Annotated in this window: 31 protein-coding genes; 25 read left to right on the top strand and 6 right to left on the bottom strand. The window is 55.7% G+C overall.

Going from position 1 to position 19,900, the window contains the following annotated elements; translation table 11 throughout:
* Positions 1-238 precede the first annotated feature (238 nt).
* From PuT2_RS11200 to PuT2_RS11185, 5 genes are all read left to right on the top strand, one after another.
* Positions 239-1,153, top strand: coding sequence for a branched-chain amino acid ABC transporter permease (locus PuT2_RS11200; RefSeq protein ID WP_093971135.1), 915 nt, complete (start codon positions 239-241; stop codon positions 1,151-1,153).
* A 6-nt stretch (positions 1,154-1,159) separates the two neighbouring features.
* Entirely contained in the window at positions 1,160-2,128 is a 969-nt protein-coding gene (locus PuT2_RS11195) for a branched-chain amino acid ABC transporter permease (RefSeq protein WP_093971134.1), read from the top strand.
* Positions 2,121-2,684, top strand: a complete 564-nt coding sequence (locus tag PuT2_RS11190) for an ABC transporter ATP-binding protein (protein ID WP_371596767.1) — start codon at positions 2,121-2,123, stop codon at positions 2,682-2,684. The genes PuT2_RS11195 and PuT2_RS11190 overlap by 8 nt, the downstream gene beginning before the upstream one ends.
* On the top strand, positions 2,633-2,935 hold the full coding sequence (locus PuT2_RS16225) for a branched-chain amino acid ABC transporter permease (protein ID WP_371596782.1): 303 nt from the start codon (positions 2,633-2,635) through the stop codon (positions 2,933-2,935). The genes PuT2_RS11190 and PuT2_RS16225 overlap by 52 nt, the downstream gene beginning before the upstream one ends.
* Positions 2,935-3,630 carry an ABC transporter ATP-binding protein gene (locus tag PuT2_RS11185; protein ID WP_093971133.1) on the top strand — a complete coding sequence of 232 codons (696 nt, stop codon included), beginning with the start codon at positions 2,935-2,937 and terminating at the stop codon, positions 3,628-3,630. Before PuT2_RS16225 ends, PuT2_RS11185 begins: the two co-directional genes overlap by 1 nt.
* A gap of 52 nt (positions 3,631-3,682) precedes the next feature.
* Here the strand turns inward: PuT2_RS11185 and PuT2_RS11180 are convergent, their stop codons facing one another.
* The 4 genes from PuT2_RS11180 to PuT2_RS11165 are packed head-to-tail and all read right to left on the bottom strand — an operon-like array spanning position 3,683 to position 7,548.
* Positions 3,683-4,432, bottom strand: a complete 750-nt coding sequence (locus PuT2_RS11180; RefSeq protein WP_093971132.1) for an FCD domain-containing protein — start codon at positions 4,430-4,432, stop codon at positions 3,683-3,685.
* Between the two features lie 11 nt (positions 4,433-4,443).
* The gene (locus tag PuT2_RS11175) at positions 4,444-5,466 is read right to left on the bottom strand and encodes a carbon-nitrogen hydrolase family protein (RefSeq protein ID WP_093971131.1); all 1,023 of its coding nucleotides are present in this window, start codon (positions 5,464-5,466) and stop codon (positions 4,444-4,446) included.
* Positions 5,467-5,471: 5 nt separating this feature from the next.
* A complete protein-coding gene (locus tag PuT2_RS11170) occupies positions 5,472-6,383 on the bottom strand; it encodes a fumarylacetoacetate hydrolase family protein (protein WP_093971130.1) in 912 nt (303 codons plus the stop codon).
* A 31-nt stretch (positions 6,384-6,414) separates the two neighbouring features.
* Positions 6,415-7,548, bottom strand: a complete 1,134-nt coding sequence (locus PuT2_RS11165) for a cupin domain-containing protein (RefSeq protein ID WP_093971129.1) — start codon at positions 7,546-7,548, stop codon at positions 6,415-6,417.
* A gap of 107 nt (positions 7,549-7,655) precedes the next feature.
* On the opposite strand from PuT2_RS11165, the gene PuT2_RS11160 reads away from it, so the two are divergent.
* Positions 7,656-8,597 carry a LysR family transcriptional regulator gene (locus PuT2_RS11160; RefSeq protein WP_093971128.1) on the top strand — a complete coding sequence of 314 codons (942 nt, stop codon included), beginning with the start codon at positions 7,656-7,658 and terminating at the stop codon, positions 8,595-8,597.
* On the opposite strand, the gene PuT2_RS11155 is transcribed toward PuT2_RS11160, so the two are convergent.
* Positions 8,573-9,457, bottom strand: a complete 885-nt coding sequence (locus tag PuT2_RS11155; RefSeq protein ID WP_093971127.1) for a LysR substrate-binding domain-containing protein — start codon at positions 9,455-9,457, stop codon at positions 8,573-8,575. The two genes, PuT2_RS11160 and PuT2_RS11155, sit on opposite strands and share 25 nt — an antisense overlap.
* A 138-nt stretch (positions 9,458-9,595) precedes the next feature.
* On the opposite strand from PuT2_RS11155, the gene PuT2_RS11150 reads away from it, so the two are divergent.
* Positions 9,596-10,351, top strand: coding sequence for an Asp/Glu racemase (locus tag PuT2_RS11150; RefSeq protein ID WP_093971126.1), 756 nt, complete (start codon positions 9,596-9,598; stop codon positions 10,349-10,351).
* Between the two features lie 3 nt (positions 10,352-10,354).
* Here PuT2_RS11150 and PuT2_RS11145 read toward each other — a convergent pair whose 3' ends face one another.
* On the bottom strand, positions 10,355-10,921 hold the full coding sequence (locus PuT2_RS11145) for a LysR substrate-binding domain-containing protein (RefSeq protein ID WP_158214036.1): 567 nt from the start codon (positions 10,919-10,921) through the stop codon (positions 10,355-10,357).
* Between the two features lie 3 nt (positions 10,922-10,924).
* On the opposite strand from PuT2_RS11145, the gene PuT2_RS15840 reads away from it, so the two are divergent.
* From PuT2_RS15840 to rpoA, 18 genes are all read left to right on the top strand, one after another.
* Positions 10,925-11,143 carry a hypothetical protein gene (locus PuT2_RS15840; protein ID WP_158214035.1) on the top strand — a complete coding sequence of 73 codons (219 nt, stop codon included), beginning with the start codon at positions 10,925-10,927 and terminating at the stop codon, positions 11,141-11,143.
* A gap of 292 nt (positions 11,144-11,435) precedes the next feature.
* On the top strand, positions 11,436-11,804 hold the full coding sequence (rplN, locus tag PuT2_RS11140) for a 50S ribosomal protein L14 (RefSeq protein ID WP_093971124.1): 369 nt from the start codon (positions 11,436-11,438) through the stop codon (positions 11,802-11,804).
* Between the two features lie 9 nt (positions 11,805-11,813).
* Complete coding sequence (gene rplX, locus PuT2_RS11135) at positions 11,814-12,134, top strand: 50S ribosomal protein L24 (RefSeq protein ID WP_093971123.1); 321 nt, start codon at positions 11,814-11,816, stop codon at positions 12,132-12,134.
* Between the two features lie 11 nt (positions 12,135-12,145).
* Positions 12,146-12,685, top strand: a complete 540-nt coding sequence (gene rplE / locus PuT2_RS11130) for a 50S ribosomal protein L5 (RefSeq protein ID WP_093971122.1) — start codon at positions 12,146-12,148, stop codon at positions 12,683-12,685.
* Positions 12,686-12,696: 11 nt separating this feature from the next.
* Positions 12,697-13,002 carry a 30S ribosomal protein S14 gene (rpsN, locus tag PuT2_RS11125; protein ID WP_093971121.1) on the top strand — a complete coding sequence of 102 codons (306 nt, stop codon included), beginning with the start codon at positions 12,697-12,699 and terminating at the stop codon, positions 13,000-13,002.
* Between the two features lie 11 nt (positions 13,003-13,013).
* Positions 13,014-13,409 (top strand): 30S ribosomal protein S8, encoded by a 396-nt coding sequence (rpsH, locus tag PuT2_RS11120; protein WP_093971120.1) that lies wholly within the window; start codon positions 13,014-13,016, stop codon positions 13,407-13,409.
* A 10-nt stretch (positions 13,410-13,419) separates the two neighbouring features.
* A complete protein-coding gene (gene rplF, locus PuT2_RS11115) occupies positions 13,420-13,953 on the top strand; it encodes a 50S ribosomal protein L6 (RefSeq protein ID WP_093971119.1) in 534 nt (177 codons plus the stop codon).
* A 21-nt stretch (positions 13,954-13,974) separates the two neighbouring features.
* Positions 13,975-14,328 carry a 50S ribosomal protein L18 gene (gene rplR, locus PuT2_RS11110; protein WP_093971118.1) on the top strand — a complete coding sequence of 118 codons (354 nt, stop codon included), beginning with the start codon at positions 13,975-13,977 and terminating at the stop codon, positions 14,326-14,328.
* Positions 14,329-14,343: 15 nt separating this feature from the next.
* A complete protein-coding gene (rpsE, locus tag PuT2_RS11105) occupies positions 14,344-14,865 on the top strand; it encodes a 30S ribosomal protein S5 (RefSeq protein ID WP_093971117.1) in 522 nt (173 codons plus the stop codon).
* 3 nt (positions 14,866-14,868) lie between these two features.
* The gene (gene rpmD, locus PuT2_RS11100; RefSeq protein WP_093971116.1) at positions 14,869-15,057 is read left to right on the top strand and encodes a 50S ribosomal protein L30; all 189 of its coding nucleotides are present in this window, start codon (positions 14,869-14,871) and stop codon (positions 15,055-15,057) included.
* 11 nt (positions 15,058-15,068) lie between these two features.
* On the top strand, positions 15,069-15,512 hold the full coding sequence (rplO, locus tag PuT2_RS11095) for a 50S ribosomal protein L15 (protein WP_093971115.1): 444 nt from the start codon (positions 15,069-15,071) through the stop codon (positions 15,510-15,512).
* Positions 15,513-15,524: 12 nt separating this feature from the next.
* Positions 15,525-16,850 carry a preprotein translocase subunit SecY gene (gene secY / locus PuT2_RS11090; RefSeq protein WP_093971114.1) on the top strand — a complete coding sequence of 442 codons (1,326 nt, stop codon included), beginning with the start codon at positions 15,525-15,527 and terminating at the stop codon, positions 16,848-16,850.
* Positions 16,851-16,855: 5 nt separating this feature from the next.
* Positions 16,856-17,074, top strand: a complete 219-nt coding sequence (gene infA / locus PuT2_RS11085; protein ID WP_014752489.1) for a translation initiation factor IF-1 — start codon at positions 16,856-16,858, stop codon at positions 17,072-17,074.
* Between the two features lie 32 nt (positions 17,075-17,106).
* A complete protein-coding gene (gene rpmJ, locus PuT2_RS11080; protein ID WP_003806928.1) occupies positions 17,107-17,220 on the top strand; it encodes a 50S ribosomal protein L36 in 114 nt (37 codons plus the stop codon).
* A 34-nt stretch (positions 17,221-17,254) separates the two neighbouring features.
* Positions 17,255-17,620, top strand: a complete 366-nt coding sequence (gene rpsM, locus PuT2_RS11075) for a 30S ribosomal protein S13 (protein ID WP_093971113.1) — start codon at positions 17,255-17,257, stop codon at positions 17,618-17,620.
* Positions 17,621-17,634: 14 nt separating this feature from the next.
* Positions 17,635-18,033, top strand: a complete 399-nt coding sequence (gene rpsK / locus PuT2_RS11070; protein WP_093971112.1) for a 30S ribosomal protein S11 — start codon at positions 17,635-17,637, stop codon at positions 18,031-18,033.
* A gap of 11 nt (positions 18,034-18,044) precedes the next feature.
* On the top strand, positions 18,045-18,668 hold the full coding sequence (gene rpsD / locus PuT2_RS11065; protein ID WP_093971111.1) for a 30S ribosomal protein S4: 624 nt from the start codon (positions 18,045-18,047) through the stop codon (positions 18,666-18,668).
* Positions 18,669-18,833: 165 nt separating this feature from the next.
* On the top strand, positions 18,834-19,829 hold the full coding sequence (gene rpoA, locus PuT2_RS11060; protein ID WP_093971110.1) for a DNA-directed RNA polymerase subunit alpha: 996 nt from the start codon (positions 18,834-18,836) through the stop codon (positions 19,827-19,829).
* Positions 19,830-19,900 lie beyond the last annotated feature (71 nt).

Below are 19,900 nucleotides of genomic sequence, written 5' to 3'. Positions count from 1 at the left end.
TCTTACAAGAAGCTTGAAGGTTAAAGTATTTGTGTTTAAAGTAGAGAAAATTTTAAGAAGTCTACTGTTAGCACAAAGACTTAAGGGTTCTTGGAGACGCCGGCGTATTTCGTTTTTCGCTACTATCTCTGTGGTCTTGCCTCTTTAAGCTCCCTGCGCTCGCAGAACCAACACAAAGACCAGCTGATTGCATTCGGGCGTTCTGCTCGCTTGTTGTCGGCGCAAACGGAAAGCTCCCATGTATATGTTCGTAGAGCAGGCCATGAATGGTCTGCAGTACAGTGCCCTGTTGTTCCTGCTATCGGCGGGCCTGACCCTGATTTTCGGCATCATGAATGTCGTGAATCTGGCGCATGGCTCGTTCTATATGGTGGGCGCATTTTGCGCGGCCTCGGCAGTCGCCATTACCGGCTCGTTTACCGTAGCCATTATTGCAGCTGTATTCAGCGCGGGGGTCTATGGCCTTATCGTTGAAAAGCTCATTATCAGCCGTTTGTATCACCGTGATCACCTCGATCAGGTGCTGGCCACGCTCGGTGTGATTTTCTTCACCAATGCGCTGGTCACCTTGGTGTTTGGCCGTAGCCCGCCATTTGTCGACATTCCGCCCCTGCTGTCAGGTTCGGTACAAATTTTGCCCGGCTTAAATTACCCGGTCATGCGTCTGGCCTTTATTGGCGCTGGCGTGCTGGTGGCGATTGGGCTCTGGTTCCTTATTTCGCGCACGCGTGTTGGTATGCTGGTGCGCGCCGGTGCCGACGATGCCGAAATCGTCGATGCCTTGGGTATTAATATCCGCCGCCTGTTCCTGCTGGTATTTGGTCTAGGTGCCTTCCTGGGTGGTTTTGCCGGCGTCATGGGCGCCCCGTTGCTGGCTATCGAAATCGGTATGGGCGAAAAAATCCTCATCACCACCCTGGTTGTTATCGTGGTCGGTGGCGTAGGTTCTGTACGTGGTGCATTGGTGGGTTCGTTGTTGGTGGGTTTGGTCGATTCGTTTGGGCGGGCTTATATCCCGATCTGGATGTCCCAGATCTTGCCGCCCGAATATAGCGATTCGGTCAGCTCCAGCCTGGTCTCGGCCAGTATTTACATTCTTATGGCAATTGTCCTGCTGGTTAAACCCCGTGGGCTGGTTCCCGCACAAAGGTAAATAATAATGACCCGTAAATACATCATTGTCGGCATAATTTTTGCCCTGCTTCTTCTGGTGCCGCCGATCGCCAACGTCAGCGACGACACCTTTCTGGTCAGCATGGTGACACGCTTTGTCATCTATGCCTTGGCCGCAGTCAGTCTCGACCTCATCCTGGGTTATGGCGCGCTGGTCAGCTTTGGCCACGCGGCGTTTTTTGGTATTGGCGGCTATGTGGTCGGCATTATCGGTTTCCATATGGACATGGGCGACACCATTTTCGGCTGGGCCGGCAGCAACTCCGCGCTCATCATCTGGCCGCTGGCCATGATCATTGCCGCGCTGGTGGGTCTGGTCATGGGGGCGTTGTCGCTGCGTACTAGCGGCATCCAGTTCATCATGATTACGCTGGCTTTTGCACAAATGCTGTACTTCGTACTCGTCGGCCTGGTTCAGTACGGTGGCGATGATGGTATGTCCATCACCAACCGTAATGTCATCCCGGGTCTCGACATCGATGACAACGTCACCTTCTATTACCTGTGCTTGGCCATGCTGATTGTCTGGGTCTGGGTGTGCCGTCGTATCGTCAACTCGCCCTTCGGTATGGTGCTGCGCGGTTTCAAGCAAAACGAACGCCGTAACATCAACTTGGGTTACGCCCCGATGCGCTACAAGCTCACGGCCTTTGTAATTTCTGCAGCGGGTACGGGCCTGGCCGGTGTGTTGTGGGCTAACTATGCCCTGTATGCCAGCCCCGATATGGCGTCTTGGCTCAAGTCAGGCGAAATCATGGCCATGATTATTCTGGGTGGTATGGGTACTATTTTTGGCCCCATTATCGGTGCGGCCGTATATCTGGGCCTCGAGCAAGTGTTGACGGCCTGGACCGAAAACTGGATGCTTTTCTTGGGCCCGGTTTTGATTTTGGTGGTTCTCTTTAGCCGCCGAGGCATCTTTGGCTGGTTGGTCGGAGGACGCAATAATGACTAATAAACAACCCAAACTCGAAATCCGCAACCTGCGCAAGTCTTTTGGCGCACTGGCGGCTACCGATGACGTCAACCTGACGGTTTACGCCGACGAAATTCACGCATTGATCGGCCCTAACGGGGCCGGTAAAACGACCCTGATTTCCCAAATCAGCGGTGAGATCATGCCCGACTCGGGTCAGATCCTGCTCGACGGCAAAGACATCACCCGCGTACCGCCTCACGAGCGCGCTGCAGTGGGCCTGGCTCGTTCGTTCCAGATCAGCCAGCTTTATCACGACTTTACTGTCGAAGATAACGTGGCCATGGCGGTGCAGGCAGGTACTAACAAGCGGTTCAGCTTGTGGCGCAACGCCCGTAAAGACGAGTCCCTGCGCAAGCCCGCTCGCGAAGCCCTGGAAAAAGTGGGTTTGGCGCATCGGGCCAACGAGCTCGTGTCCTCTCTGGCTCACGGCGAAAAACGTCAGCTCGAACTGGCGGTGGCGTTGTCTCTGAATGCACCCGNCTGGCTCACGGCGAAAAACGTCAGCTCGAACTGGCGGTGGCGTTGTCTCTGAATGCACCCGTGCTGTTGCTCGACGAGCCCATGGCTGGCCTGGGGGCTGAAGAGTCCATGCTCATGAAAGACATCCTGCTCAGCCTTAAGGGCCAGTACGCCATGTTGCTGGTCGAACACGACATGGACATTGTGTTTGCATTGGCCGACCGCGTGACGGTATTGGTCTATGGTCATCCTATTTTCACGGGGACACCAGACGAAGTCCGCGAGCACCCCGAGGTGCGTGATGCCTACCTGGGAAATGAATAATGCTAAAAGCTGAAAAAATTGAATCCGGCTATGGTCAAAGCAAGGTCTTGTTTGGCCTGGACCTTGAAATCCCCGATAAAACCGTCGTGTCGCTGATTGGCCGTAACGGCATGGGTAAAACCACTACGGTGCGTACCATCATGGGCATGTTGCCCTTGCGGGCGGGTACGATTCGCCTGGGTGACGAAGTCATCAATGGCTATCGTCCGCACCGTATCGCTCGCCTGGGTTGCGGTCTGGTGCCCGAAGGGCGTCACGTGTTCGGCTCGTTAAGCGTCTACGAAAACCTGTACGCAACGTCGCGCAACGATACCCAGGGCCCCTGGACGCTGGAAGCAGTGTACGAATTGTTCCCGCGGTTGTTCGAGCGTCGCACTCAGTCGGCACGTACGTTGTCGGGCGGCGAGCAGCAAATGCTGGCCATTGGCCGGGCGTTGTTGACCAACCCGCGTTTGCTTATTCTTGACGAGGCGACCGAAGGCCTGGCCCCTGTCATTCGTCAAGAAATCTGGGCTTGCCTTAACCGCCTAAAGCGCGAAGGCCAAACCATTTTGTTGATCGACAAAAACCTCAAAGAGATGCACCACCTGGTCGATCGTCACCACATCATCGAAAAAGGCCGTATCGTCTGGAACGGCACTTCCGACGAGCTGATGGCGCAACCCGATCTGGTCAATCAGTATCTGGGGGTTTAAGCGTTTAAGCGCTTATACGCTGCTGTAAAAAGGGGCTGGGGCCGAAAGGCGTTCAGCCCTTTTTGTTGTTGGCCGGCGTTGGGGCGTTGCTTAGCGAAGCCTCGATGAGGTCGGCCGTTTTTTGGTAATGCTGGGTCAGCAATTGGGTAGCGGCGTATGTGTCGCGGCTAAGTGTGGCGTCGACCAGGTCGCGGTGCTCTTTAGAGACATCGCGCGGTGCGCTGTTTTTGTACAGGTCAACCAACATTGGACGACGGTAGCGTTCGGTCTGAACGTACAGCGTCATAGAAAACTCTAGCAGCCAACGCGAATCGCACGCGCTGATCAGTGCCTGATGCAGGCCAAGGTGGCGTTGTTCGACCTGGTCGTAGTAGGTCTCGCCCAATTCGCCATTGTTATGGCGTCGGGTTACCAACGACAACGTATGCAGGCTACCTACGACATGGGTTTCCCAGTCGTCGGTTCCGCGTTCAATCGAGCGCTTCAGTGCTTCGCAATCGATCAGAATGCGCGTGTTCATCGAGTCACGCATTTCTTTGAGCGACAAGGGGGACACCCGAAAACCTTTCAGGGCAGCCGCGTCGACAAGTCGTTCGCTTTGCAGTCTGTTTAGCGCTTCGCGCAGGGGCGAAAAGCTTAGCTGGTATCGGCCTTTCAAAAACTCAAGGCGTAGTGCCGAGCCCGGGGGCAAGGCCCCCGAGACGATGTCACGTTTGATCGCCCGGTAGGCCTGCTCGGCCAGTGTCACCGATTTCTCGGTGACACTGGTATCGAGCGAAGCCAGTTCAGTCAGGACGTTCATACCGACATCAATTAACGGCTTTCGTCGGCAGCTTCATCGCTGTCGTCATCTTCGAAGTTGACAGCGCTGTCAGTATCGAAGAATTGGGCAGCTTGCTGGGGCCGGCGGTTAACACGCAGGTCGAAGACATCGAAGCGGTTGTAGTGCCCGGTGATATCGTGCATTTGGCGAGGCTGAATGCACTTTGACAGGTCGACATCAGCGTAGACGATGCCTTCTTTGTCGATCAGGGGCTGTCCGACCACGCGACCATCGGGGCCAATCACGCCCGAAAAAGCGCTGTTTTCGCGGCGAAGCAGCGTTTCGGCTTGCGGGTGCGTAGCCTTGAATGTGTCGATGATTTCTTCGGATACGGTCGAGCACGACACAATCGTATAGACCTTGCCCTCGAACGAGTGCGCCATGGCGCGAACCTTGATGGCCTCGGACATGTCGTAATCGGGCGGTGCAACCGGCAGCGAAATATAGCTGGCGATGTGCAGCATTTCGCCTTGTGCGAGCAAGCTGAAACGCGCCAGCGTGTTGGTGTTTTCGCCGCAGGCCAAGCCGCCCACTTTGCCGATGGCGGTGTCGTATACGCGGAGCGAACTGCCGTCGCCATTGGCCCAGGTCAGTTTCTCGGCCCAGGTGGGTACCAGCTTGCGATGGCGACCCAAAATTTTGCCGTCGGGGCCAATGAATACCAGCGTGTTGTACAGCGTGCTGATACCGTTCTTGTTGCGCTCGTTGCAGCCGATGACGACGTGCACGCCATTGGCTTTAGCCGCTTGAGCAACGCGACGGATTTCAGGGCCGGGCAATTCGATGGCGCTACGCACCAGCTTTTCGAACCAGGGGCTGCCCTCGACGGGCGACATGAACCAGTTCCAGTAGGGGTAACCGGCAATGAAGACCTCGGGGAACGCGACCAGTTTGGCCCCATTGTCGGCAGCTTCTTTAATCAGCTGGCAAACTTTTTCGACCGTAGCGTCGGTATCCAGGAATACCGGGGCGGCCTGAACGGCCGCTACCTTGGTTTTAGGTAAGTTCAGCATAAGGCTTACACCGCAACAACAGGGTTACGCAGCGAGCCAATGCCTTCGATGTGGCATTCGACAACGTCGCCGGGCCAGAGCCATTCTTGGGGCGTGCGGCCAGCGCCAACACCTGCGGGGGTGCCTGTAGCGATGATGTCGCCGGGCTCAAGCGTAATACCCTGGCTGATGTCGGCAATCAGTTCGTCGACTTTGAACAGCATGTAAGCGGTGTTCGAGTTCTGTTTCTCGACGCCGTTGACGGTGAGCCAGAGTTTCAGGTTTTGTGGGTCGCCGATTTCGTCGGCGGTGACGATGCAAGGACCAAACGGGGCGTAGGTGTCTTGGCCTTTAGAGTAGATCCACTGACCCGAGCGGCGGTTATCGCGTGCGCTGATGTCGTTCATGATGCTGTAGCCAAAGACATACTGCAGCGCGTCTTTGCGCTCGACGCGCTTGGCGCGTGTACCAATAATGGCGGCCAGTTCGCATTCCCAGTCCATTTGCTGAGTGATTTTTGCGTTGTGCTCGATCGCGTCGCCATTACCAATGACGGTGGTGGGCGGCTTCGAGAAAATGACGGGCTGCTTGGGCAGATCGGGCGACGTGTCGAGCGATTTTGCCGACTCAGCGACGTGCTCGGTGTAGTTCAGGCCGATACCGAAGATGTTTTTACGTGGGCGGGGGATAGGTGCCAACAGCTTGACGTTTTGTACGGGGATGGCCACGCCGACGGGCCAGTCTTCGCGGTAGGTGTTCAGCAGCTCGGTGGCGCTTTTGACAGCCTGGGGGCCCAAGTCAATGAAGTCGAGCATGTCTGCGGGCAAGTCGATGCCGGCGGCATCGCCCAGCCATTGCAGGTCAATGACCAGGTTGTCGACCAGCGCGCCCAGGCGGCTTTCTTCGTTGACAGAGCGGCGATAAGTAACTAAACGCATGAGTAATCCTTGAGTGAGTCAGAGTAAGAGGTTAGTCGATGATTTTTTGGTGACCGTCGTTTTCTTTGAGCGCTTCTTCGCGGTACAGGCCCAGCGAGTTCATGACCGGCATATCGTTGAAGCAGAACAGGCAGGCGTCTTCGCTGTTGCTGGCGTTGGCATGCTCGTGCATGGCCCACGACGGCACGCAGAAAATGTCGCGTTCTTGCCAGTCGAAGCGTTTGCCGTTAATGATGGAATAGCCCTGGCCCTTCGCTACCTGATAAATGAAGCTGCCGGTGTGACGGTGTGCTTTGGTGTGCTCGCCGGGACGCAGCATTTGCATGCTGGCGCCAATGGTTTGCATGACCGGGCCGCCGGTTTTGGGGTTGACGTAATTCATCAGCACGCCGTCAAAAGGCGAGCCATCGGTGACTTTGGCGTAACGGCTTAACGATTCGTAGGTCGGTGCCCACTCGTATTTAAGCAAGGGTGAGTAGCCATGCGACCATTTGTCGTTGGCGGGCACCAGGCCGGGGTTGGCCCAAGTGGCGGTGCTGTCATCGACAGGGTAAGTGACGGCTTGTTGCAAGTCGGGGTGGACGGCGTAGAAGTTGGCTTCCAGCGCGTTCATCAGGGGGATATCGAGGCCGTCTTGCCAGATGCAGGCGGTGCCGTCTTCCGAGACGCCATGCTCGTGCCACGTGCCGTTGGGCGTCAGAACAAAGTCGTTGGCGCCGAGGGTCATTTTGTGGCCGTCAACAATAGTGAAAGCGCCCTTGCCTTCCATAATGAAGCGCAGCGCGCTGGCCGAGTGAGCGTGTGCCGAGGCCAGTTCGCCCGGGTGCATGACTTGCAGGCCCGAATACAACCAGCCTACAGCAGCTGCAACATCGCGGCGGCCCGGGTTGTCGAGATAAATTACGCGGCGGCCGGCCTTTTCGGGCGACACCAACGATACCGATTTCAGGACGTGTTCGCGCAGCTCTTTAAAGCGCCACAGTACGGGTACCGAGCTTGATTGCGGGAACCAGGGTTCGATTTTATTGGCCACCGTCCAGAGGGCGGCAGTATTCATTTTTTCGAGCTCGTCGTAGTAAGCCAGCAGTTCGGGTGTATCTTCGACGTTGGCACGACCGAGAACGTCTTCGCGGAAATTGTTGTTCTCGCGGGCTGATGATTTCATGGTGTGACCCTCAGAGGTTAGGATTTTATAAAATAACCATAATTTTCGAAGACTATATTCGTTTTGACCGGGGATGACAAGCCGGTCACGCTACTTCAGGACAAGACATGGCTACAGACTGGACCGACCGGATCCGGCTTCGCAATCTGCGCTACTTGCTCAGCCTCGAGCAAACCCGGAATCTCAGCCATTCGGCAACAATGCTGAACACCACACAGCCGGGCTTGTCCAAATGGCTCAAAGAGCTGGAAGAGGACGTGGGTCTGACACTGTTCGAGCGGCATGCCCGGGGTCTGGTGCCCACGCCGCACGGGCAGGTGATGATCGAGCACGCTCGGCGTGTGCTCTCGCAGCTGGATCGGGCCGCAGTCGACATGATGACTTTGCGTGACGGGGTGTCGGGTCGGGTGGTGATCGGGGCATCGGGGGCCGCGGCATCGGTGGCTGCGCCATTGGCCATTTTGCGCATGGGCGAGCGTATGCCTGAACTGCGCGTCGATTTGGTCGAGGGCACCATGGATCGCCTGCTTATTTTGCTGGCGCAAGGCGATCTCGATGTCTTGATCGGACGCACCAGCAAGCAGGCGCATGATCATAGTCAGATCAGCAGCGAGTTGCTGTATGTCGAGCCGGTCGATCTGGTGGCCCGGCCCGGCCACCCGTTGTTTGCCCAGAAGTCGATCGGTTGGGAAGATGTTGAGCGTTATCGCTGGATTGTTTGGCCCCGGGAGACGCCTGTACGCAACGCCCTCGAGGCTGCTCTGGCGTCGGCTGGCAGGAAGCTGCCCAGAAATTACATTGAGTCCAATTCCGTCATCGCCAACATTACCCTGCTGACCAACAGTGATGTCATTGGTACGGCGTCGCATCGGTCTACGCAAATGTTGTCGCGCTTAAACCTGATTCGTATTGTGCCGGTCGAGTTGCAGGGTTTTGGGTCGGTATCGATGTATTGGCGAAATGACGAAATCTTCCCTAATACTATCGAGCGCGCGCTGGACTGCATACGCGACGTCACCCGCTATCACGAGGCAGACGAGAACGATTGAAGCTGTCGCAAGACGGTATCGATGGCTGATTTTCGGTGCGCTTTACGAACAACGGCATGCACCTGAGTATGGATGCCGATGTCTTCGAGTGGGCAAAAGCTTAGGGTTTGCGCCCGATAGCGCCGCGTCGAGCCGGGTACGATAGCCACCCCTAGCCCGGCGCTGACCAGGCTGAGCTGGGCGGGAACCTCGGACACGGCGTGAATGACGTTGGGGGTGAAGCCTCGCTCCAGGCAGGCGTTGTATATTTGCTGGGCAAATTTCGATGTGTCGCGGCGCAGCATGATGAACCGCTCGTCGGCCAGTTGGTCGAGCCGGAGCACTGTCTGCCCACTCAAGGCATGGCCTTGCGGTAGCGCAACCCACAACGGGTCGGGCCATAGTGGTTCGCTGCGCAGCAGGTCGTCTTCGACGTATTGCCTCGAGATGCTGATGTCGATACGCTGTTCGCGCAGGGCGTCCAGTTGGTCGTTCGGTGCCATTTCGTTCAGCACAACATCGATGTCCGGGTAGGCGTGCGCCAGTTCACCAATGCACTGGGGCAATGGCCCTAAAAAATGCGACCCTGACAAGCCGATTTCGATGCGGCCGGCCAGCCCAGAATGGATATCTTGTACGCGCTGGGTGGCTTCTTTCAGTCGTGCCTGGATAACCCGGACGTCGCGCAGAAAGGCGACGCCTGCGTCGGTGAGCGAAACTTTGCGGCTGTTGCGCTCGAACAGCTTGACGCCCAGCTCGGCCTCGAGCTGGGCAATTTGCGCGCTGAGCGGGGGCTGCGATATGTGCAGGCGTTCGGCGGCACGCGTAAAGTTAAGCTCTTCGGCCAGTGCCGTAAAGTAGCGAAGTTGTCGAAGTTCCATGCCCAGGTGCAAAGGCCTTGCGTGGGGGTCGGGGCGGGCCTATAGCCTAAACCTGACTCTCAAGACGAAATTTGTATTGGTTTTAGTCGAAGAAATCAGCGACTATCTTAGCGCTAACTCATTTAAAAGGTGTGTTTTATGTCTCGTATCTACCGTATTGGTCAAATCGTCCCCAGTTCCAACACCACGATGGAAACTGAGATCCCCCTCATGTTGCTTAGCCGCGCGGCTCAGTTCCCCGAAGAGCGTTTCACGTTCCACTCAAGCCGCATGCGCATGAAGAAAGTGACCAAAGACGAACTCGCCGCCATGGACAAAGACTCCGACCGTTGCGCGCTCGAGCTGTCGGATGCGCAGGTTGATGTGCTGGGTTATGCCTGCCTGGTCGCCATCATGAGCATGGGCAAGGGTTACCACCGCGAATCGGAAAAGCGTTTGCATCAGGTGACTGTCGATAACGGCAACCCTGCACCCGTTATTTCCAGCGCTGGCGCATTGGTCGAAGGTTTGCACACAATGGGTGCCAAGAAGGTCTCTATTCTGACACCCTACATGAAACCCCTGACACAGCTCGTCGTTGACTACATCGAAAGCGAAGGCATCGAAGTGCTCGACGCTGTTTCGCTCGAAATCCCCGACAACCTCGAAGTTGGCCGTCAGAACCCGCTGGCTCCGGCTGAGCATATCAAGCGCGTTAACACCGCCAACGCCGATGCGGTCGTATTGTCGGCTTGCGTGCAAATGCCGTCGTTCCAGTCGGTGCAGCAAGTTGAAAACAGCCTGGGCTTGCCGGTAACCACCGCAGCCATCAGCACGGTTTATCAAATGCTCAAAGCCTTGGGCCTCGACCGTAAGGTGGAAAATGCAGGCAGCCTGTTGTCCGGCCGTTTCTAAGCTTTAAATTTCGGGCCCGCGCAGACTGAGGTCGGCGGGCTCGGCACCATACCAGCGTCCATTGCTCAAACTTTCGGCCAACGTGGTCGTGATCAGGCGACGTCCTTCACGCAGCGCCCACCCCATGTCTTCGCCAATCCACTGAGGTTGTACGGCACAACCCGGCAAGACCGTCAGGCCCAATCCTTTTCGGGCAAACTCCAGACATAAATTCAGCGTATCGGTTTCGACGGCCAGTCTGAACCGAAGGCCGCGGCGGGTCAGGCTGTGTTCAACATATTGCCTGAGCGGGTCGCTGCGACCCGGAATGATCAATCGATGCGCATCCAGGTCATTGAACGTCAGCGGGATGTCAGGCGTAAGACCTTGCTCGCGTGCGCCTGTGACGATTGGCGTGTCGCGAACAAGAGCCGTTTGCTGATAGCCGCCTGTGGGTGTTGGGTCGAAAGGCATGATGCAGAGGTCGAGCAAACCGGCCCTGCTGCGCTGGTAGCGCCCGACAGCGATGCCGTTGAGGTTGGGCGGCTTACCGATAGCCTGCGCATACTTAAAGATCATCGTGGCATTCATGTCGTGTCGCCTGCCAACCACATTCTGTGCAGCGGCTCTACCGCCTGGCGATCGGGGGCGGTTTCGCGCAGGCATGAAAATGCACCGGCCCAGGCGTGTATTAACTTGCACGCCGATCTGGCCATGACCGAATGGTATTGTCCGGTAAGCGGCGCGTTGCTGGCGGTCGATGTGCATCGTAAAGATACTTCCCCGCAAAATGACGTGATGTTGCAAATTTAGGCTGGAATCAATACCTTGCGTATAAAACGTCTTGCTTTAATTAGCAAGGCGCCATATACTAGAGAACTTGCTGGCTAATGGCCGGCAAACCCCCATAAAGTAGTACCAGGCTAAAGCTGCCTGCGAAATTGGGTGTTTACCTTAAACGGTAAATGGCAATAACCGGTAGCTTTGGCAATTTAGGCAGATTTCAACCCAGGGCTTGGCAACAAGCCTGACGGGACCAAAACTGGTCAGGCGGTTTACCAATGGTTGGTAAGGCAGGCTTGGCTAAGTTGGCACAGGAAAAATCATGATACAAATGCAGACCACGCTGGACGTGGCCGATAACACAGGTGCACGCTCTGTCATGTGCATTAAAGTGTTGGGCGGCTCCAAGCGCCGTTATGCCGCTATCGGCGACGTTATCAAAGTTAGCGTCAAAGAAGCCGCACCGCGCGGACGCGTCAAAAAAGGCGAAATTTACAACGCTGTGGTAGTTCGCACTGCCAAAGGCGTACGCCGTAAAGACGGCTCGTTGATCAAGTTCGGCGGTAACGCCGCAGTTTTGCTCAATGCCAAACTGGAACCCATCGGCACCCGTATCTTCGGACCTGTTACGCGCGAACTGCGTACAGAGAAGTTCATGAAGATCGTGTCCTTGGCCCCAGAAGTGCTGTAAGGAGCGACAATGGAAAAGATCCGTAAAGGCGACGAAGTCATTGTGTTGACCGGTCGCGACAAAAAGCGCCGCGGCACCGTGCTGCAGCGCGTCGATGCCGACCACGTTCTGGTCGAAGGCATCAACGTTGTTAAAAAACACGTCAAACCCAACCCTATGGCGGGTTCGCAGGGTGGCATCATCGACAAAACAATGCCCATTCATATCTCGAATGTCGCGTTGTACAACCCCGAGACCGGTAAAGCCGATCGCGTGGGTATCAAAGAAGTCGATGGCCGCAAAGTTCGTATTTTTCGTTCCAGCGGCGCTGTCGTTGGCGCTAAAGCGTAAGGGGCGACAAAATGGCTCGTTTACAAGAGTTCTACCGTAGCAAGGTCGTAGCCGACCTGCAGGCCAAATTTGGCTACAAAAGTGTCATGGAAGTGCCGCGCATCACCAAGATCACCCTGAACATGGGTGTATCCGAAGCTGTGGCCGACAAAAAGGTTATTGAAAACGCTGTTGCCGATCTCACCAAGATCGCCGGTCAAAAGCCTGTTGTCACCAAAACACGTAAGGCTATCGCGGGCTTCAAAATCCGTGAAAACTACCCCATTGGTTGCATGGTCACCCTGCGTGGTCAGCGCATGTACGAATTCCTCGATCGTCTGGTTACCGTGGCTCTGCCGCGCGTACGCGACTTCCGTGGTATTTCGGGTCGCGCCTTCGACGGCCGGGGTAACTACAACGTTGGGGTGAAAGAGCAAATCATTTTCCCCGAAATCGAATACGACAAAATCGACGCAGTTCGTGGTCTGAACATCAGCATCACTACTACTGCCCAGACTGACGACGAAGCCAAAGCGCTGCTTACAGCCTTCAGCTTCCCGTTCCGCAATTAAGGGGCGATGACGTGGCTAAACTTTCACTGATTAATCGCGACATTAAACGCGCCAAGCTGGCCGAAAAATTCGCTGCCAAGCGTGCAGCACTCAAAGCCATTATCGACGACCAGTCGAAAACTGACGAAGAGCGCTATCAGGCACGTTTGCAACTGCAAAAACTTCCTCGTAACTCGAGCCCGAGCCGTCAGCGCAACCGTTGCGTTGTTACTGGCCGTCCTCGCGGTGTTTTTGCCAAGTTCGGGCTCACCCGTCACAAGCTGCGCGAAATGGCGTTGCGTGGCGAAGTGCCTGGCATGACTAAAGCTAGCTGGTAGGAGAAAACACCATGAGCATGAGCGATCCCATCGCCGACATGTTGACCCGCGTTCGTAACGCACAAATGGTCAACAAAACGTCGGTAACCATGCCCTCCTCGAAGCTGAAGGTAGCTATTGCTGCCGTGCTGAAAGACGAAGGCTACATCGACAGTTTCCAGGTCACCGGTGAGCAGGCTAAACCTGTTCTCGAAATTGGCCTTAAATACTACGCCGGTCGCCCGGTTATCGAACGCATCGAGCGCGTATCGCGCCCCGGTCTGCGTATCTATAAAGGTCGCAGCGCAATTCCTCAAGTCATGAACGGCCTGGGCGTTGCCATCGTTTCGACCCCCCGTGGCGTCATGACCGACCGCAAAGCACGCGCTGCGGGCGTTGGCGGCGAAGTACTTTGCTACGTAGCATAAGGGGAATCATATGTCACGTATTGCAAAATATCCTGTTCAACTGCCTAAAGGCGTTGAAACAACTATCAATCCCGACCAGATCGTTGTCAAAGGTCCTCTGGGCACACTGTCCCAGGCCCTGACCGGCGACGTCAAGGTCGAACTCGAAGACGGCAAACTGACATTCGCAGTGGCCAATGACTCGCGTCATGCCAAAGCAATGTCGGGTACGGTTCGTGCCCTGGTAGCCAACATGGTTACCGGCGTGAGCGCCGGCTTCGAGCGTAAACTGAACCTGGTTGGCGTGGGTTTCCGCGCTCAGGCTCAGGGTGCTGCGCTCAAACTGCAACTCGGTTTCTCGCACGATATCGTTTACGAAGTACCCGAGGGCATTAAAGTCGAATGCCCGACCCCGACTGAAATCGTGGTCAAAGGTGCAAACAAACAAGTCGTTGGCCAGGTAGCTGCTGAAATCCGTGCGTATCGCGAACCCGAACCCTACAAGGGCAAAGGCGTGCGTTACTCGGATGAAACAGTCATCCTCAAAGAAGCCAAGAAGAAATAAGCGCGTAGGCAAGGAAGAATTATGGACAAAAGAATCTCCCGTTTGCGTCGTGCGGTTGCCACTCGCCGGAAAATCGCCGAGCTGCGCGTACATCGCCTGGCGGTGCACCGTTCGAACTCGCACATTTACGCCAACATTATTTCGCCGGAAGGTGACCGCGTTCTGGTCAGCGCCTCGACGCTCGAACCAGAAGTCCGCAAAGAAATGGCTAACGGCGGTAACGTCGAAGCCGCAACTTTGGTGGGCAAGCGTGTTGCCGAGAAAGCAAAAGCAGCTGGTATTGAACAAGTTGCTTTCGACCGCTCGGGCTTCCGTTATCATGGCCGCGTCAAAGCGTTGGCCGACGCCGCGCGTGAAGCCGGCCTGAAATTCTAAGCAAGGAATTGTCAAATGGCTAAAGCACAAGGCAAGAATACCGCCGACAAAGAAAATGACGACGGCTTGCGTGAAAAAATGATTGCGGTCAACCGCGTCAGCAAAGTGGTAAAGGGTGGTCGCACCATGAGCTTTGCTGCGCTGACCGTTGTTGGTGATGGCGATGGCCGCATCGGCATGGGCAAGGGCAAAGCCCGCGAAGTTCCCGTTGCCGTTCAAAAGGCTATGGAACAGGCCCGTCGTGGTCTGCACAAAGTACCGCTTAAAAACGGTACTTTGCACCACACCGTAGTAGGTAAGCACGGTGCGTCTACCGTTCTCATTTCGCCTGCGGCAGAAGGTACCGGTGTTATCGCCGGCGGCCCAATGCGCGCTATCTTCGAAGTGATGGGTGTTCGCAACGTTGTGGCCAAGAGCCTCGGTTCCAGCAATCCTTACAACTTGGTTCGCGCCACGTTGAACGGTCTGCAAGCCTGCTCGACACCTTCCGACATCGCCGCCAAGCGTGGTAAGTCGGTTGAAGAAATTCTGGGGTAAGTCATGACGACACAGAAACAAATCAAAGTAACGCTCGTGCGCTCGGTTATTGGCACCAAGCAGTCTCACCGCGAAACCGTTCGCGGCCTGGGCCTGCGTCGTGTCAACAGCAGCAGCGTGCTGGTTGACACCCCCGAGGTCCGTGGGATGATCCGCAAAGTGGATTACCTCGTGACTGTCTCGGAAGCCTGAAAGGAATCGAGATGTCAGAAACACAATTAAATACGTTGCAACCTGCTCCTGGTAGCAAGCATGCCAAGCGCCGCGTAGGCCGTGGCATTGGCTCGGGCCTGGGTAAAACAGGTGGTCGTGGTCACAAAGGTCAAAAATCGCGTTCGGGCGGCTTCCATAAAGTCGGCTTCGAAGGCGGTCAAATGCCTTTGTACCGTCGTTTGCCCAAGCGTGGCTTCACGCCACTGGGTCGCCACTTGCACGCCGAAGTCCGTTTGTCCGAGCTGCAAAATCTGCCCGTCGACGACATCGACGTCCAGGTTCTGAAGCAAGCCGGTGTGGTTGGCCAAGGCGTTCGTTACGTCAAGGTCATCAAGTCGGGTGAACTCTCCCGCAAAGTCACACTCAAGGGCGTTTCGGCTACAGCGGGTGCTCGTGCCGCTATCGAAGCGGCCGGCGGTTCGCTGGCTGAATAAAAGGGGTAACGGGTGGCTAAAGCTCAGGCACAGAGTAAAGCAGGTCCGCGCTACGGCGACTTAAAACGCCGTATCGTGTTCTTGTTGCTCGCCCTGGTGGTTTACCGGTTGGGTACGCATGTACCCGTCCCGGGCATCAACCCAGACGCATTGGCCGAAATGTTCCAGACGAACTCTGGCGGCATTTTGGGCTTGTTCAACATGTTCTCGGGTGGCGCCCTCGAACGTTTCTCGGTGCTTGCACTGGGGATCATGCCGTACATCTCTGCATCTATCATTATGCAGCTGATGTCATCGGTGGTGCCTACGCTCGAGGCCATCAAGAAAGAAGGCGAAGCAGGTCGTCGCAAGATTACCCAATACACACGCTACGGAACGGTGCTTCTGGCGCTGGTACAAGCGGTGGGTATTGCGGTTGCGCTCGAATCCCAGCCCGGTTTGGTCATCGACCCGGGTATGGTATTTCGCTTTACCGCAGTGATAACGCTAGTTACCGGCACCATGTTTGTCATGTGGCTGGGCGAGCAAATCACCGAGCGCGGTCTGGGTAACGGTATTTCCATCCTGATTTTTGCCGGTATTGTGGCGGGCTTGCCCAGCGCATTGTCGGGTCTGATGGATCTGGTACGTACCGACGCCATGTCGATTCTGTCGGCCTTGTTCATCCTGGTTCTGGCCGTTGCCGTAACTTACTTCGTTGTCTTCGTCGAACGTGGACAACGTCGTATTACGGTCAACTACGCCAAGCGTCAGGTTGGCAATAAAGTGTACGGTGGTCAAAGCTCGCATTTGCCGCTCAAGTTGAATATGGCAGGTGTTATCCCTCCCATCTTCGCTTCGTCGCTTATTTTGCTGCCCGCCACGGTAACCAGCTGGTTCTCGGCCAACCCTAGCATGAGCTGGTTGGGCGATCTGGCTGCAGCCCTGTCGCCTCAGCAGCCGCTTTACATTACCCTGTTCTCGGCTTTAATCATTTTCTTCTGCTTCTTCTACACGGCTCTGGTGTTCAACAGCCGCGAGACTGCAGACAACCTGAAAAAGAGTGGTGCCTTCATTCCAGGTATCCGTCCAGGTGATCAAACTGCGCGTTACATCGACAAGATCCTGATGCGCCTTACCCTGGTTGGTGCTATCTACATTACCCTCGTGTGCTTGTTGCCCGAGTTCATGCAGATGCGCTGGAATGTTCCGTTTTACTTCGGCGGCACTTCACTCTTGATTATTGTTGTGGTGACGATGGATTTCATGGCTCAGGTTCAGTCCTACATGATGTCCCACCAGTACGATTCGCTGCTCAAGAAGGCTAACTTCAAGGGCGCGGGTTTGCCTATGCGGTAAAAAAAATGGCAAAAGATGACGTCATTCAGATGCAGGGTGAAGTAGTCGAGAACCTGCCCAACGCAACTTTTCGTGTCAAGCTCGAAAACGGTCACGTAGTGTTAGGCCATATTTCAGGCAAGATGCGCATGCATTACATCCGGATTCTGCCGGGTGACAAGGTCACAGTGGAGCTCACGCCCTATGATCTGTCGCGTGCCAGAATTGTATTCCGCTCTAAATAAGCGGCCCGGCTTAAGGAAACTAGGAGTCAACCATGAAAGTAATGGCATCGGTAAAACGAATTTGCCGTAATTGCAAAGTTATCAAACGTCACGGCGTGGTACGTGTTATCTGCACCGATCCCCGTCACAAGCAGCGTCAAGGCTAAAGCCGAAACGTAACAGATTTAACAAGGAACAGTCATGGCCCGTATTGCTGGCATCAACATTCCGCCGCACAAACACGCCGTAATCGGTCTTACCGCAATTTTCGGTATTGGCCCGACCCGTGCCCGTCAAATTTGTGACGCGTCCGGCATCGAGCACTCGAAAAAAGTGAAAGACCTCACCGATGAAGAGCTCGAGCGCATTCGCGAACAAGTAGGCTCGTTCACGGTCGAAGGCGACCTGCGTCGTGAAGTACAACTTTCTATCAAACGTCTGATCGACCTGGGAACCTACCGTGGCCTGCGCCACAAGCGTGGTCTGCCAGTGCGTGGTCAGCGTACCCGCACCAACGCACGCACCCGTAAAGGGCCGCGTCGCGCAGCTGCTTCCCTGAAGAAATAATCGAGGACTAGAAGATGGCGAAAGCAAATAGCGGCGCTTCGCGCGTACGCAAAAAAATCAAGAAGGTCGTGTCGGACGGCATTGCGCACGTTCACGCTTCTTTCAACAACACAATCATCACGATCACCGACCGTCAAGGCAATGCCTTGTCGTGGGCGACATCGGGTGGTGCCGGCTTTAAGGGTTCGCGTAAATCGACCCCGTTTGCCGCACAGGTCGCTGCCGAATCGGCAGGCCGTACCGCGCTCGAATACGGCATCAAGAACCTTGAAGTCCGTATCAAGGGCCCAGGTCCTGGTCGTGAATCGTCGGTGCGCGCGCTGAACGCTCTGGGTATCAAGATCACCAGCATCTCCGATATCACACCCGTTCCGCACAATGGCTGCCGTCCGCCCAAGCGCCGTCGCATTTAATAGGAAGCATCATGGCACGTTACATTGGACCTAAATGCAAACTCTCGCGTCGCGAGGGTACCGACCTCTTTCTGAAAAGCGCCCGTCGCTCGCTCGATTCCAAATGCAAGATCGAATCGAAGCCTGGTCAACACGGCCGCACTTCAGGTGCCCGTACGTCTGACTACGGTCTGCAGCTGCGCGAAAAGCAAAAGCTCAAGCGTATGTACGGCGTTCTCGAGAAGCAATTCCGCAAGTATTTCGCTGAGGCTGAGCGTCGCCGTGGTAACACTGGCGAGACCCTGATTCAGTTGTTGGAATCGCGCCTCGATAACGTGGTATACCGCATGGGCTTTGGCTCGACACGCGCTGAAGCACGTCAGTTGGTTAACCACCGCGCCATCGAAGTGAACGGCCGTACAGCCGACATCGCTTCCATGATCGTGAAAGCCGGCGACGTCATCACTATTCGTGAGAAAGCCAAATCGCAAGGTCGTATTCGCGAAGCACTCGATCTGGCCGCTGGTATCGGTTTCCCCCAGTGGGTTGAAGTCGACGCCAACAAATTGACCGGTACATTCAAGCAAGCCCCTGACCGCGCTGATGTCGCTCGCGACGTTAACGAGTCAATGGTTGTTGAATTGTATTCGCGTTAATCTGCCGTCTGCAGTCTCAGACAACAGCCCACTTTTTGGTCTTTTCCGAAAAGTGGGCTTTGCAGTGTATTCCCCGCCGTGTGTCATATATTCAATGCACCCGGCGTTTCTACGTCCGTCAGCCTTATCGGTGTAACGAGCCGAGGGTATTGAAAAGGAATCTTTATGTCGTCACAAGCTTTGCTTAAACCCCGTTCTATCGAAGTCGAATCCGTTGGCAAGAACCACGCCAAAGTCATCATGGAGCCCTTCGAGCGCGGTTATGGTCACACCCTGGGTAACGCCCTTCGCCGCATTTTGCTGTCTTCCATGGTTGGCTACGCGCCTACCGAAGTACAAATTACCGGTGTCGTGCACGAATACTCCACCTTGCCCGGCGTGCGCGAAGACGTCGTCGACATTCTGCTGAACCTGAAAGGCGTGGTGTTCAAGCTGCACAACCGCGAAGAAGTCACCCTGACGCTGCGTAAGCAAGGCGCCGGTGCGGTATTGGCCAGCGACATCGAGCTGCCCCACGACGTTGAAATCATCAATCCTGACCACGTCATTGCCAACCTGACAGAAGAAGGCGTCCTCGAGATGCAGATCAAGGTTGAGCAAGGCCGCGGCTATGTGCCCGGTAACGTGCGCGCGCTGTCCGAAGACCGCCAGCACACCATTGGTCGCATCGTACTCGACGCATCGTTCAGCCCTATTCGTCGCGTCAGCTATGCCGTCGAAAGCGCCCGTGTTGAACAGCGCACCGACCTCGACAAGTTGATCCTCGACATCCAGACTAACGGCGTCATTTCTCCTGAAGAAGCCGTACGTCAGTCGGCTCGTTTGCTGATGGATCAGATCTCGGTGTTTGCCGCCCTTGAAGGCGCCGGCGAAGCCGCGACCGAATCGACCGGTACGCGCGGTAGCAAAGAGCAGATCGACCCCGTATTGCTGCGTCCCGTCGACGATCTCGAACTTACCGTTCGTTCGGCCAACTGCCTTAAAGCTGAAAACATTTACTACATCGGTGATCTTATCCAGCGCACCGAAAACGAGCTGCTTAAAACGCCTAACCTGGGTCGTAAGTCGCTTAACGAAATCAAAGAAGTATTGGCTGCACGCGGCCTGACACTGGGCATGAAGCTGGAAAGCTGGCCGCCCCTGGGTCTCGAGCGTCCTTAATACTGGCGGGTACGGCGGGCATCCGTTTTAGGTTGGCTGCCGTACCCGGCACATCGTTTTGCACGGCAGGC

Source organism: Pusillimonas sp. T2 (genome assembly GCF_002236805.1).
In the GTDB taxonomy this organism is placed as follows: Bacteria; Pseudomonadota; Gammaproteobacteria; order Burkholderiales; family Burkholderiaceae_B; genus Neopusillimonas.
The sequence above is the reverse complement of the archived record's forward strand: the minus strand, read 5'-3'. Positions and strand labels throughout refer to the sequence as shown.